Origin of the sequence: Chromohalobacter moromii (assembly GCF_023091865.1) — a bacterium.
Classification (GTDB): Bacteria; Pseudomonadota; Gammaproteobacteria; order Pseudomonadales; family Halomonadaceae; genus Chromohalobacter; species Chromohalobacter moromii.
In genome coordinates this window covers 384,298-397,503 of the sequence record NZ_JAHXDI010000003.1, presented here as the reverse complement: position 1 = coordinate 397,503, position 13,206 = coordinate 384,298, and the positions used below count along the sequence as shown (strand labels likewise).

General features: G+C 61.3%; 12 protein-coding genes. 4 read left to right on the top strand and 8 right to left on the bottom strand.

Annotated features, from left to right (window positions below; all coding sequences use genetic code 11):
* Nucleotides 1-164: 164 nt before the first annotated feature.
* Entirely contained in the window at nucleotides 165-1,028 is an 864-nt protein-coding gene (gene hexR / locus KZO83_RS11910; RefSeq protein ID WP_040240304.1) for a transcriptional regulator HexR, read from the bottom strand.
* A gap of 197 nt (nucleotides 1,029-1,225) precedes the next feature.
* Between hexR and KZO83_RS11905 the strand changes: the two genes are divergently transcribed.
* Entirely contained in the window at nucleotides 1,226-1,420 is a 195-nt protein-coding gene (locus KZO83_RS11905) for a PA3496 family putative envelope integrity protein (RefSeq protein ID WP_247620970.1), read from the top strand.
* Between the two features lie 98 nt (nucleotides 1,421-1,518).
* On the opposite strand, the gene KZO83_RS11900 is transcribed toward KZO83_RS11905, so the two are convergent.
* Together KZO83_RS11900 and KZO83_RS11895 are read right to left on the bottom strand one after the other, a co-directional pair.
* Nucleotides 1,519-2,886 (bottom strand): sodium-dependent transporter, encoded by a 1,368-nt coding sequence (locus tag KZO83_RS11900; protein WP_247620969.1) that lies wholly within the window; start codon nucleotides 2,884-2,886, stop codon nucleotides 1,519-1,521.
* Between the two features lie 338 nt (nucleotides 2,887-3,224).
* A complete protein-coding gene (locus tag KZO83_RS11895) occupies nucleotides 3,225-4,094 on the bottom strand; it encodes a DUF72 domain-containing protein (RefSeq protein ID WP_178998894.1) in 870 nt (289 codons plus the stop codon).
* Between the two features lie 177 nt (nucleotides 4,095-4,271).
* Here KZO83_RS11895 and KZO83_RS11890 point away from each other — a divergent pair, with 177 nt between their 5' ends.
* The 3 genes from KZO83_RS11890 (at nucleotide 4,272) to KZO83_RS11880 (ending at nucleotide 7,146) form a co-directional block, all read left to right on the top strand.
* Nucleotides 4,272-4,967: a DUF6198 family protein gene (locus KZO83_RS11890; RefSeq protein WP_178998893.1), complete on the top strand. Its 696-nt coding sequence runs from the start codon at nucleotides 4,272-4,274 to the stop codon at nucleotides 4,965-4,967.
* Nucleotides 4,968-5,075: 108 nt separating this feature from the next.
* On the top strand, nucleotides 5,076-6,194 hold the full coding sequence (gene mltA / locus KZO83_RS11885) for a murein transglycosylase A (RefSeq protein ID WP_247620968.1): 1,119 nt from the start codon (nucleotides 5,076-5,078) through the stop codon (nucleotides 6,192-6,194).
* Nucleotides 6,195-6,225: 31 nt separating this feature from the next.
* Nucleotides 6,226-7,146 (top strand): oxidoreductase, encoded by a 921-nt coding sequence (locus KZO83_RS11880; RefSeq protein ID WP_247620967.1) that lies wholly within the window; start codon nucleotides 6,226-6,228, stop codon nucleotides 7,144-7,146.
* A 24-nt stretch (nucleotides 7,147-7,170) separates the two neighbouring features.
* Here KZO83_RS11880 and hemB read toward each other — a convergent pair whose 3' ends face one another.
* From hemB to KZO83_RS11855, 5 genes are all read right to left on the bottom strand, one after another.
* The gene (hemB, locus tag KZO83_RS11875) at nucleotides 7,171-8,145 is read right to left on the bottom strand and encodes a porphobilinogen synthase (RefSeq protein ID WP_178998890.1); all 975 of its coding nucleotides are present in this window, start codon (nucleotides 8,143-8,145) and stop codon (nucleotides 7,171-7,173) included.
* A gap of 104 nt (nucleotides 8,146-8,249) precedes the next feature.
* Entirely contained in the window at nucleotides 8,250-10,082 is a 1,833-nt protein-coding gene (gene glmS, locus KZO83_RS11870; protein ID WP_247620966.1) for a glutamine--fructose-6-phosphate transaminase (isomerizing), read from the bottom strand.
* A gap of 16 nt (nucleotides 10,083-10,098) precedes the next feature.
* Complete coding sequence (locus KZO83_RS11865) at nucleotides 10,099-10,884, bottom strand: DeoR/GlpR family DNA-binding transcription regulator (RefSeq protein ID WP_245798035.1); 786 nt, start codon at nucleotides 10,882-10,884, stop codon at nucleotides 10,099-10,101.
* Between the two features lie 322 nt (nucleotides 10,885-11,206).
* On the bottom strand, nucleotides 11,207-12,568 hold the full coding sequence (glmU, locus tag KZO83_RS11860; RefSeq protein ID WP_247620965.1) for a bifunctional UDP-N-acetylglucosamine diphosphorylase/glucosamine-1-phosphate N-acetyltransferase GlmU: 1,362 nt from the start codon (nucleotides 12,566-12,568) through the stop codon (nucleotides 11,207-11,209).
* A gap of 194 nt (nucleotides 12,569-12,762) precedes the next feature.
* Nucleotides 12,763-13,188: a F0F1 ATP synthase subunit epsilon gene (locus KZO83_RS11855; RefSeq protein WP_247620964.1), complete on the bottom strand. Its 426-nt coding sequence runs from the start codon at nucleotides 13,186-13,188 to the stop codon at nucleotides 12,763-12,765.
* Nucleotides 13,189-13,206: the final 18 nt, after the last annotated feature.

The window sequence follows — 13,206 nt, the reverse complement described above, 5'->3', positions numbered from 1 at the left end:
TTCGCTCGCGATCCGCCAGCCGGCTAAGGGTTGTACGAAAAGTCGGCGAGCGAAGGCTAGACAAGGCAAAATCAACGAAAAAGCGGAGTTTACGAGTTGTAAATGAGCATTTTGAGGCGATTTTTAACGCTGTATTGGCGAGCGCAGCCAGTTTTCGTACAAGCCTAGGGGTCTTCGTCGGCGTCGGGATAACGCAACGGAACCAGGCTTTTCTTCACCGATTGAAGTTGCTCGGCGAGCTTGGGCCCACGTGTCTTGGCCACGCCCACGGCGAGTACGTCGACGATCACCAGATGCGCCACGCGCGAGCTCATCGGGGTGTAGATTTCGGTGTCCTCGTGCACATCGATATAAAGCGGCAGAGTGACTTCGCTTGCCAGCGGCGAATCGCTAGGACATAGCCCGATCACCGTGGCCCCGGTCTCGCGGGCCAGACGCACGCTGGCCACCAGCGCCCGGGTGCGTCCGGTCTGGGAGATGGCGACTACCACGTCGCGAGGCGTCAGCGTTACCGCCGACATGTTCTGCATGTGCGGGTCGGAATAAGCCGCAGTGGATATCTGCAGGCGGAAGAACTTGTGCTGGGCATCGAACGCCACCGCGCCCGAGGCGCCGAAACCGTAGAACTCCACGCGATTGGCCATGGCCAGGGCGTTGACCGCCTTGCCCAGTGCGGCGTGATCGAGCCGATCGCGCACCGACAGCAACGTGCCCACGGTGGAGTCGAAAATGTTGTGGGCAAATTCGGCGACGCTGTCACTATCGTTCATCGAGAACTGCGCGAACTGACTACCCGTAGCGAGCATCTGCGCCAGCTTGAGCTTGAAGTCCTGGAAACCGTTACACCCTAACGCACGGCAGAAACGCACCACGGTGGGTTCGCTAACCTTGGCTTCGGTGGCTAGATCGACGATGCGCATGTGGATGACGTCCTCGGGATGACGCAACACGAAGCGCGCCACCTTCTGCTCAGAGCGCCGAAAGTGCTCCATGCGGCGTCTCATCTCGTCGAACAGGGCACTGCTCATGATGGCGCGACTCCTTGGCTGACCAACAACGACGTGAAAACAAATTCGATTCTAGTATGCCGCAGGCGTTGAAGGGAGAAAAAACGCCCGTTTCATCCTTGACGTCATAATTCTGTCAAGTGCGTTATAGTAAGAATGTCAAGCGGAACCGGTTCAATGACAATAAGACAGTTATAAGGACGACTAGGAGATTCGATATGCGCAATGCCGCACATCTTCAATCCTTGAAAAGCGAGCTGCTAGACATTCATATGAGCCTGGAAATGCTCGAACATGAGCAACGCAAAAAGAGTGCGGCGACACGCTATCTGCGGGCGCGGCGCGGTATTGAGCTGCATCAGGAATTCAAGCGTCTGGAGCGGAATATCGTCGATTATGACGACTGGCAGTAAATAGGCACGCGATGCATGAGAAACCTCGCCGTGCATCGCGTGCCTGGAAGGGCTTTCCAAGCCCGGCGCGGGCTATATTGGCCCACGCCGGATAACGCTCAGAGGCTGCTGACGAAGACGATCACCACGCCGATGGGCGCGATGAAACGTACCGCCACGCGCCATAGGGTGAAGGCGCCATCGCTCATGTTGAGCTGCGAGCGTAGTTCGTCGCGCCCCATGAACCAGCCCACGAACATCACGGTCGCCAAGCCGGTCAGCGGTAGCAGCAGCTTGCTGGTGACATAATCGAGCAAGTCGAAGATGGTCATGCCGGCGAACTTGTCGAACATGCCCAGCGGTGCGAAATCCCCCCAGATGTTGAACGACAGCACGGTGGCCAGCCCCAAGGCCCAGGTCGCCAGCCCCGCGACGATGGTCGAGCCCACGCGCGACAGTGGTGAGCGCTCCTCGATCCATTCCACCAGCGGTTCCAGTAATGAGATCGCCGAGGTCCACGCCGCGAACACCAGCAGCACGAAGAACAGCAACCCGAACAGCCAACCACCGGCCATGTTGCCGAACGCCAGCGGTAGGGTCTGGAAAATCAGGCCTGGACCCGCAGCCGCATCTAGCCCATTGGCAAACACGATAGGGAAAATGGCCAGCCCGGCAAGCAAGGCGATGACAGTATCCATGACCACGACGATGAGCGCCGAGCGACCGATGTTGACGTCATCGGAGAGATACGAGCCATACGCCATCATGATGCCCATGCCCAGACTCAAGGTGAAGAAGGCATGCCCCAGCGCGGCGAGGATGCCGTCACGGGTGATCTTGGAGAAGTCCGGCGTAAATAGGTAAGCCGCCCCTTCGGCGAACGCGCCGGTCGTCGCGGCATAGCCGACGAGCACCACCAGCAGCACCGCCAATGTTGGCATCAGGGTTTTCGCCGCGCGCTCCAGGCCACCGGCAACGCCGCCCACCACGACACCGATCGTCATGATCATGAACAGGCTATGCCAGAGCAGCAATTCCACGGGACTTGCCAGCAGATTGCCGAATAGGGTGCCAACGCTATCGTTATCCAGTCCGCTGAAAGTGTCGACCACGGCCATGCGAATGTAGGCCAGTGCCCAGCCCCCAATGACGCTATAGAACGAAAGAATCAAATACGCGCCGAGAATCCCGGCTACGCCGATCAATACCCAAGCACGGCTGCGCTTGAGGCGCCGCGTGATGTCGCCCATCGTCGAGATAGGGTTCTTCTGGCCCAGTCGCCCAAGCAGCCATTCGGACATCAACATCGGCAAGCCGACCAGGAAGATGCAAATCAGATACACCAGAACGAAAGCGCCACCCCCGCTTTCGCCGGTCATGTAAGGGAATTTCCAGATATTGCCTAGACCGACCGACGAGCCGACGGCGGCCAGCACAAAGGCCATACGAGAGGACCACTGCGCGTGCGAATGAGACTTGTAAGACATTGCTTCACCTGAGTTGCGTGGCGCCACCGCGCGATTAAAGGATGGCGTTGTATTGTTGTTGCCACGTCCCCGGGCATGGATCGCACACCACGACATGGAGCATGACAGGTCCTTGTGAGCGCTGGGATCTGACCACCGATCAACAAGGAGACCGCACCGCTCGCAGCGATGTCAGTCAGCGTAAGGGTGTCGATAAACACCGATTGAGGAGACGACCGTCCTCGACGTCGTCCACAGAGAAGCGCCATTTTAGCGGCAAGTTTTAGCCAAAACCATTCGCGTTATAGCATCAAGCCATCAACACCGCGTCCTACCACTCCATGGCGTTATCACCGCGGTTAGAAAAGCGCGCTCTGGCGCTCGCCGGGAAAGGCCTCAAGAGGCGGTAATTCGACGCGTTCGGCCAAGCGTGCATAAAAGCGCCGCGCCAATTGTGGCGCTTGCCGGTTATCCGGCGTGTGCACAAACAAAAAAGGGGTTTTCCCCTGTTTTATCCACAGAGCCAGGCGCTCACACCAAGGCATGAAAAGTCGATCGTTGATGGCCATATCACAATGCCCGATAAAACGCACGATAGGCATATTTGCCGTGGAAATCACGTGTAACGGGCGTTTCGGCTTTTCGCCCTGTGCCTTGATCAAGCGCGTATCGGTGCCTGCAGGCGTAGCGAAAAGAGGCCTCACATCGAGCATGACCCGGTCCATTCCCAAAGTTATCAACAAGCGGTTCAATTGCTGCTCCGCCGCCCCTTTGTGGAAAAAATCACTATGACGCACCTCCACGGCGCAGGGTATTGCCGACGGCCAGTGTCTCAACAGTGCCTCTAATGCTGGCAGCTCCTGGCCCCCGAAATCGCGCGGCAATTGCACCATCGTCGGCCCTAGCCGGTCATGTAACGGCGCTAGCGCTGCAAAGAACGTATCGAGTTCATCCGCGATGCCCACCAGGCGTTTTTCATGCGTGAGCCGCGCCGGTAACTTGAAACAAAAACGAAAATCCGACGGCGCCTGACGCGCCCATTGAGCGATGGTCGCCGCCTTGGGCGGCCCACTGTAGAAGGTCGTGTTGCCTTCCACGCTAGTAAACACGGCACCATAATCGTGCAGCATGCCCTCTTGCGGCGCATGTCGTGCGTAGAGACTGCCGCGCCATTCGTTATTGGCCCACATCGGCAAACCCAGGAATAGACGTGGGTGATCCCCCGTCATGACGCGCCTCGCAATTGTATCGCTAGTATCCCGCGGCTATGATGCGCTGCACGAAGCCACCCCACCGGGTACGCTTCTTGCAGCGTGTCATTTCCCCGCCCTTTGGCCACAAGCCCTCGGCGGTTCGCCGACCATCTTCGGCATCGATTCATCTTCCACACCCTCGGGAGAGACAACATGAAGGTTTCCTGGCGTTCCTGGCTAACGCTGCTCGAAGGCTGCCTATTGGTGGCACTTGGCGTGCGGCTTCTGCAATCCGCCGATTTACTGGTCAGCGGTACCGCAGGGTTGAGTTTGCTGATCAGCGATTTGCTGCCGGTGAGTTTCGGCATCACTTTCTTCGTCATTAACCTGCCCTTTTACGGGCTCGCGTTCAAGCAATTGGGACGCGATTTCACGCTACGCACACTCCTGAGCGTCACCCTGCTTTCGGTACTCAGCGACACCCTCACCGCCACCCTTCCCTTGGGCGATACCCACCCTGTGGTGTGTGCCATCGCAGCAGGACTGTTGATCGGCCTCGGGCTCGCATTGCTATTTCGCGCCAATGCCTCGTTAGGGGGGCTTAACATTCTCGCTCTTTATCTGGAACGCCGCGTGGGATGGCATGCCGGTCGCACCACGCTATGCTGCGATTTGCTGCTGCTGTTGCTGGCTGTCATCGTCTATCCATGGACGCAGGTCGCTGGTTCGGCCCTGGCGTTTCTCACCTTGAGTGCAGTGCTCGGCCGTTATCATCGTAAAACCAGCAGCCAGCGCCAACAGCCCGTTGACGACGATGACGAGACGGCACACATTCCGCGACGCAAGGGTGCTCTATCGCCTCATCGCGCCTCGATCGCGCGCTTGCGGCCCCTCAACGAGGAAGGCTAGGCCACGCCTGAAACGCACGATGGCACGACGCCACTGGCACGATTCGCCCCGGCAAGGCATCATCGCTGGCGATACTCATTCCGGGAGTCGACCGCCGAGGTGTCTTGCTTGTTCATCCCATTGCCGCGACCGATCATCGGCGCCGCCCACACCCTGCGCCAACTGGCACGCACGGCGTGGTTGTTGCCACTGCTGGTGCTGGGGGCTTGCAGTTCTCAGCCGCCCGCGCCGAGCACACCATCGCCGGCAACGTCCGAGCGTATGCAGCCCATGGCATGGCAGGCACTGCCCGGCTGGCGTGACGATCACGTCATCGCCGCCTGGAGCGCGTTTCTTGCCAGTTGCCCACGGCTTGCCAAGAAGCCCCGCTGGACATCGGTCTGCGCTGATGCCGAACATGTCGACCCGCTTGATGAAAGCGGTATTACGCGCTTTTTCGAGACTCGCTTTCAGCCTTACCGCCTCACCAATGACGATGGCTCCATAACGGGCACGATCACTGGCTATTACGAGCCCATCCTGCATGGCTCGCGAGACCGACACGGGCCGTACCAGACGCCGCTCTACCGCTTTCCCAACGCCTGGCAAGCGGCACCGCACCGTGTGCGTGCCGAGCAGCGCACGTTGCTGGAAAGCGGTGTCCTGCGCGGTCAGGAATTGGTCTGGGTCGACGACCCCGTCGAGGCCGCCTTCCTGCAGATCCAGGGCTCGGGACGTGTCCGCCTGGACGACGGCGATACCATGCGCGTGGCCTTCGCGGGGTCCAACAATCAGCCCTTCCGCTCGTTCAACCGTGCCCTGATCGAGCGTGGCGAGATCGATGCCTCCGAGGCCACGCTGCCCGGCGTGCGCGCCTGGGCCCGGCGCCATCCCGGACGGGTCAAGGAAATGCTCACCGTCAATCCGCGCATGGTGTTCTTCCGTGAGTTGGATAGCGATCACAGCGCTACCCAGGGACCGATCGGGGCCCTGGGCGTGCCCCTGACCGCGGAACGCAGTCTGGCCGTGGATCCCTCGCGCATCCCGCTGGGCGCGCCGATCTTCCTGTCGACCACACAGCCGCTCTCGAAAGAACCCTTGCAGCGCCTGATGGTCGCTCAGGATACCGGCAGTGCCATCAAGGGAACCGTACGCGCGGATTTCTATTGGGGACATGGCGAGGCGGCCGGTGAGCGCGCCGCACGCATGAAGCAGGACGGTCGCCTGTGGGTGCTGATGCCGAAATGAGTCGATCGTCGGGCGAAGAAAGGAGAAACGCATGAGTGAAGATCGCCACGCGACGGCCCCGTTGGCCGTGGTCACCGGCGCCACCGCCGGGCTCGGACTCGAGACCGCCAAAGGGCTCGCCGCCCACGGCTATCGCGTGGTCGTCGCCGCACGTAATGCGGAACGTGGCGAGCTGGCCTGCCACGCCATTCGCACCCACTCGCCTCATGCCGAGGTGCGCGCCGAATCGCTCGATCTCGACAGCCTGGACTCGGTACGCGACTTCGCCGCACGCCTGAAACGGGACGAGACCACGCTGGAACGGCTGATCAACAACGCCGGGATCATGGCCCTGCCACGCCTTGAGCGCACCCAGGATGGCTTCGAGCGTCAGTTGGGCGTCAACTACCTCGGGCATTTTCTTCTCACCAGCGAGTTGCTGCCACTGCTCACCGCCGCGACGGCGCCCCGCGTGGTGCAGCTCTCGAGCCTCGCCCATCGTGGCGGCCACATCGCCTTCGACGACCTGAACGCAGAGGCGAGCTACGATCCCTGGCGAGCCTATCGGCAATCCAAGCTCGCCATGCTGCTGTTCGCCCAGGCATTGCAGAAACAAAGCGATGCCCAGAATTGGAGGCTCATGAGCCTGGCCGCCCATCCCGGATTGTCGCGCACCGCGCTGTTCGACGCCGGGGTGAAAAGCCGCCCGGTCATTGGCAGCGTCTTCAAGCTGGCCTTGCCGCTGATCAGTCAATCCGCCGCCGAGGGCGCCCGCCCCATCCTGCATGCCGCGCTCAGCGACACGGTCGGCCCCAGCGATTACATCGGGCCCGACGGTCTCGGCGAAACCCGTGGCGGCCCCAAACGGGCCCACCGCGCCCGCAACACGCGTAATCCGGCGGTCGAGGCGCGCCTGTGGGAGGTTTCGTGCGAGCTCACCGGAGCGCGCTGGGAAACGATGCAGCCCGCGTAGGCACTACCGTTCACCTCTCAGCCTCTACAGCCCTTCTTCAAGCAACTGGGGGGCGAAGTAGGTCATGATCAGATCGGCACCGGCACGGCGCATCGAGCCTAGCGTCTCGCGGATCACCGCCGACTCATCGATCACGCCCTGTTGCGCCGCCAGGCGGATCATCGCGTACTCGCCGCTGACCTGGTACGCCACCAGCGGCAACAGGCTGTTACGGCGGATGTCCGCCATGATATCGAGATACGCCAGCGCCGGCTTGACCATCAAAAAATCGGCGCCTTCGGCTTCGTCCGCCAGCGACTCGCGCAGCGCCTCGCGGCGGTTCATGGGGTCCATCTGATAGGTCTTGCGATCCCCCTGGAGTTCGGTGCCCGCCGCTTCGCGGAAGGGGCCGTACAGCGCCGAGGCCAGCTTGGTGGAATACGCCATGATGGGAATATCCTCGAAACCGGCCTCGTCCAGGGCCGCGCGGATCGTCGCCACCTGGCCGTCCTGGGCAGCCGAGGGCGCAATGATGTCGGCCCCCGCCCGGGCGGCCGCGACCGCCTGAACACCGAGATTACGGATCGTCAGGTCGTTGTCGACCGTGTCGCCCTTGAGAATGCCGCAGTGGCCGTGGGTGGTGTATTCGCAGAAGCAAATATCCGGAACCACCACCATCTCGGGGTCGGCCGCCTTGATGATGCGCACCATGCGCGACACCAGACCATTTTCGTCCATGGCATCGCTGCCGTCGGCGTCTTTGTGATGCGAAATCCCGAACGGCATGATGCCCTTGAGGCCCAGCGCGCTGAGGCGCTTCACTTCCTCCGCCAATTGGCTTTCCGGAACGCGATACTGACCCGGCATTCCCTCGATGGGCACGAAGTCGTCCGCCCCCTCCTCGACGAAGATCGGATAGATCAAATGCTCCGGGCGCAGCGAGGTTTCGCGTACCAGATCGCGTAGCGACGACGTACGCCGCAGACGCCGCAAGCGCGCCTGGGGAAACTGAGCAGGCATGTAGGACTCCTTGATCGCCGCCGGGCGCGGCGGCGCCCGGCGTTAAGAACCGGAATGTATTTTATAGCACGCTAACAAGTTCACCCAACCGACAAAATGTCGCATCATTCCACCGTCACCGACTTGGCCAAGTTGCGCGGTTGGTCGACATCAGTGCCCTTGAGTACGGCGACGTGATAGGCCAGCAATTGCAGCGGAATGGTGTAGACGAGGGGCGCCAACGCTTCGCTGACTGCCGGCACACGCAGCACATGTAGATGTTCGGAGGGCTCGAGGCGAATGCCCTCATCGGCAAACACGAACAACTCGCCACCGCGCGCGCGAACTTCCTGCAAGTTGGATTTCAGCTTCTCGAGCAATTCGTCGTTGGGCGCCACGGCAACCACCGGCATCTCGCTATCGACCAGCGCCAGGGGCCCGTGTTTCAGCTCGCCCGCCGGATAGGCCTCGGCATGAATATAGGAGATTTCCTTGAGTTTGAGCGCGCCTTCCAGGGCGATCGGGAAATGCGCGCCGCGTCCCAGGAACAGCGCATGGTGCTTTTCGGCGAACGCCATCGACAGTTGCTCGATCTCGCCATCCAGGGCCAGCACTTGGTTGATCACCCCCGGCAACTCCCTAAGCCCCTGGACCAGCGGCGCATGCTCGCCATTGGCGCCACGCACGCGTCCCAGCGCCAATGCCAGTAGCATCAAGGCCACCAGTTGGGTGGTGAAGGCCTTGGTAGAGGCAACCCCGATCTCGGGGCCGGCCTGCGTCATCAGCGTCAGGTCGGATTCCCGCACCAGCGAACTGCCCGGCACGTTACAGATCGCTAGACTGCCAAGATAGTCACGCTGCTTGGCGAAGCGCAACGCCGCCAGCGTATCGGCGGTCTCGCCGGACTGCGATAGCGTCACGAACAAGGTGCCTTCGGGCACTACGACCTCGCGGTAGCGATATTCCGAGGCCACTTCGACCTGCGTGGGCACGCCGGCCAGTTTCTCGATCCAGTAGCGCGCTACCATGCCTGCATGGTAGCTGGTACCGCAGGCGATGATATGCACCTGGCGTACGCCCTCGAACAGCGACGCGGCCTCCGCTCCGAAACTGTTGACCAGCACCTGATGATCGCCGAGACGCCCTTCCAGCGTGGCCGCGATCACCTGGGACTGCTCGTGGATTTCCTTGAGCATGAAGTGCCGATAGCCGCCCTTGCTGGTCACGCCGTCGCCATGCTCGAAGACGGTCACCGGACGCTCGACTCGTTCGCCGCTCGCCTCGAAGAGCTCGATCTCGCCACCCCGGGCCAGACGCACCACATCGCCTTCCATCATATAGATGAAGCGGTCGGTGACCTGCAACAGCGCCAGCGGGTCGGAGGCGAGGAACGCCTCGCCGATGCCCACGCCTACCACTAGCGGGCTACCCTTGCGGGCACCGATGATCGCATCGGGCTCGGCACGGTGTACCACCGCCAGGGCGTAGGCGCCTTCCAATAATGCCACGCTGCGTTGCACGGCCTGGAGCAGGTCTTGGGAAAGGGTGAACTCGCGCGACAACAAGTGCGCGATCACTTCGGTGTCGGTCTCGGAGGTAAAAACGTAACCCTGGGATTCAAGCTCGGCTTTCAGCGCCTCATGGTTCTCGATGATGCCGTTATGCACCACCGCCAGGCTATCGCCGGATTGATGCGGATGCGCGTTCTGCTCGCTGGGGCGACCGTGCGTGGCCCAGCGCGTGTGGGCGACCCCCAGGGTGCCTTTGAGCGCCGTATCGGCGAGCTTCTCTTCTAGAGCCGCCACTTTGCCCACCGCACGCTGACGATTGAGCCGCGCATCGTCGGAAAGCACGGACATGCCCGCCGAGTCGTAGCCGCGATACTCGAGACGGCGCAAGCCCTCGAGAAGGATTTCCTGCACGTGACGCTCGGCGACGGCCCCTACGATTCCACACATATTGAACTCCTCGTCTTCATTCGTTGACCGCAGCGCGGATGACGGCAATGCCCTGGGCCTCGATCCGTCGACAGGCATCCGCATCGAGCCCCTCGTCGGTGATCAGGGTATGAATCCGTTCCCACGGCAGTTCCAGATTGGGGATGCGCCGGCCGATCTTGTCGGATTCGGCGAGTACCACGACTTCGCGCGCGACCTCCGCCATCACCCGCGATAGCCCCAGCAATTCGTTGTAGGTGGTGGTCCCACGCTCCAGGTCGATGCCATCGGCACCGATGAACAATTGATCGAAATCGTAGAAACGCAACACCTGCTCGGCGACCTGTCCCTGGAAGGATTCGGAGTGCGGGTCCCAGGTACCGCCGGTCATCAGGATCGCCGGCTCGGGCTCCACCTCGCGCAAGGCATTGGCCACCGACAGCGCGTTGGTCATCACCACCAGCCCTTCGCGCCCGCCCAATTCGGGAATCATCGCCGAGGTGGTCGTGCCGCTGTCGATGATGATGCGATTGTGGGCGCGTATCCGCGCACTCGCCGCTTGCGCAATCGCTAGCTTTCGGGGCGAAAGCGGCGCGTTGGCTTCCGCCAGTATCTCACTAGGTAACGGCAAGGCACCGCCGAAACGACGCAACAGCAGACCGCTCTTCTCCAGCGTGGCGAGATCCTTGCGTACGGTGACCTCAGAGGTGGCGAAGTGGCGGGCAAGCGTATCGACGCTGGTTTCACCCTGCTCATTCACGTAGGCCAGCATGGCATGGCGCCGCTGGGCAGTATCGCGTTTGGGCATATCATCCTTATTCACGAAAGATATATCTTCCGAAACGAAACAATACGCTTATAAAACGCGATTCGTTATCTTCGGTCAAGCACCGCCCGGCATGTGGAAGAAAAATAGCGCACGGCAGAGGGGAAATCTCATTACCCAAGAGATAGTAAAAGGAGATCGTTAGGCTATGCACGAAAAGTCGGCGAGCGATGGCCAGACAAGGCAAAAATCAGCGAAAAGGCGGAGTTTACGGGGTGTAAATGAGTACTTTGAGCTGATTTTTAACGCCGTATGGCCGAGCACAGGCAGTTTTCGTACAAAGCCTAGAGGACGACCGCTGAGGGCCGCCCTTTGCCATTCACGAAGACTTACGCGGCCGTTGCCAACTGGCACGCGTGGTCTGGCGGGGGCGCGCCACTGCCAACGCCCCGGCATCGACATTCTTGTTGATGGTCGATCCGGCTCCGACCGTCGCCCCATCGCCTAGCGATACCGGCGCCACCAAGGCCGTATTGGAGCCCACGAAGACGTCGTCGCCGATGTCGGTGCGGTGTTTATTGGCGCCGTCGTAATTGCAAGTGATGGTGCCCGCGCCGATATTGACGCCACGCCCCAGTCGAGCATCGCCGACGTAGCTCAAATGATTGATCTTGCTACCTTCACCAACGTCAGCGTTCTTGGTCTCGACGAAGTTGCCGATCTTGCTATCGCATGCCAGGCGCGTGCCGGGACGCAAGCGTGCGAAGGGCCCGATGTGCGCGCGTGATGCCACCTCGGCGCCGTCGATGATGCTATGCGCCTCGATGACCGTCTCCGCCGCAATATGGCTGTCGCGAATCAGCGTATAGGGGCCCACGCTGACGCCATTGCCGAGCGTCACCTCGCCCTCGAACACACAGCCCACGTCGATGAAGACGTCATGACCGCAATCAAGACGGCCACGCAAGTCGAAGCGCGTCGGATCGGCCAGCGCCACGCCCTCGGTCAGCAGACGTTCGGCTCGATCGCGTTGATAGGCGCGTTCCAGAGCCGCCATCTGCGAGCGGTTGTTGATGCCCTCGACTTCCAACGCCGAGGCGGGGCTGGCTGTAGCGATCTCGATGCCTTCCGCCGCCGCCATGGCAAAGATGTCGGTCAGGTAATACTCGCCCTGAACGTTCTCGGCAGAGAGGCGAGGTAACCAGCGCTTGAGCTGCGCTGCGGTGGCCGCAACGATGCCCGTATTGCATTCGGTGATAGCGCGCTGGGCCTCGTTGGCCTCCTTGTGTTCGACAATGCCCGTCACGCGGCCATCGATATCGCGCACGATTCGTCCGTAACCGCTGGGATCGGCCAATTCCACGGTCAGTAGCCCCAGGCGGGTCTCATCCACCTCAGCAAGCAACGCCGCCAAAGTCTCGGCACGAATCAGCGGGACATCGCCGTAGAGGATCAGCACCTTGGCGTCGCCTATATTATCTAGCGCCTGCGCTACGGCATGACCGGTCCCCTTCTGCTCGGCCTGCAAAGCGAAATTTACGTCGCGTCCACTGAGTTCAGCCTCGACCTGCTCGGCACCATGACCGATCACGACGTGCGTGCGCGTCGCGCCCAGTTGCTCGGCGGTATCCAGCACGTGCGTCACCATCGGCTTACCCGCCAACGGATGCAGAACCTTGGGCTTGGCCGAACGCATACGCGTTCCCTGGCCGGCGGCGAGTATCACCACGTCTAACGTCATCGCAGTTGTTCCTATGCATCTCTTAAAGAAGAAGAAGATGGACGTATTCTAAGGCGGGCGGAAGGTGCTACCAAGCGACATGCGTCATGTCTCGGCACGATATGTAAACGTCCGTGACTCGCGGTTAACGGATTGCATCCACGAAAAAGGCGACCCGTGGGTCGCCTTTATGACAGTGGCATCGCGTGCGCCGACTAGCGTCGACTGCCCTTCTCGCGCAGTTGCTGGATGGTCCGCAACTGTGCCACGGCTTCCGCCAACTCGGCGGCCGCCCGGGTGTAGTCGAGATCGGACTGCTTGTCGCCCATGGACCGCAAGGCCTCCTGGCGCGCCTCTTCAGCCGCAGCCTCGTCGAGATCGTGCGCCCGCGTGGCGGTATCGGCCAACACCGACACCACCTCCGACTGGACCTCCAGGAAGCCACCAGTCACGTAGTACACTTCTTCCTCACCACCTTCACGCATCACGCGTACCGGCCCCGGCTTGAGTTCGGTAAGCAGCGGTGCGTGACCACGCAGAATACCCAGATCGCCCGACACGCCGGCCGCCACTAGCTGCTCGGCATTGCCGGAGAAGATGGCCTTCTCGGCGCTGACGATGTCGCATTGGAAGCTAGCCATCGCTATCTCCTCGTTCAT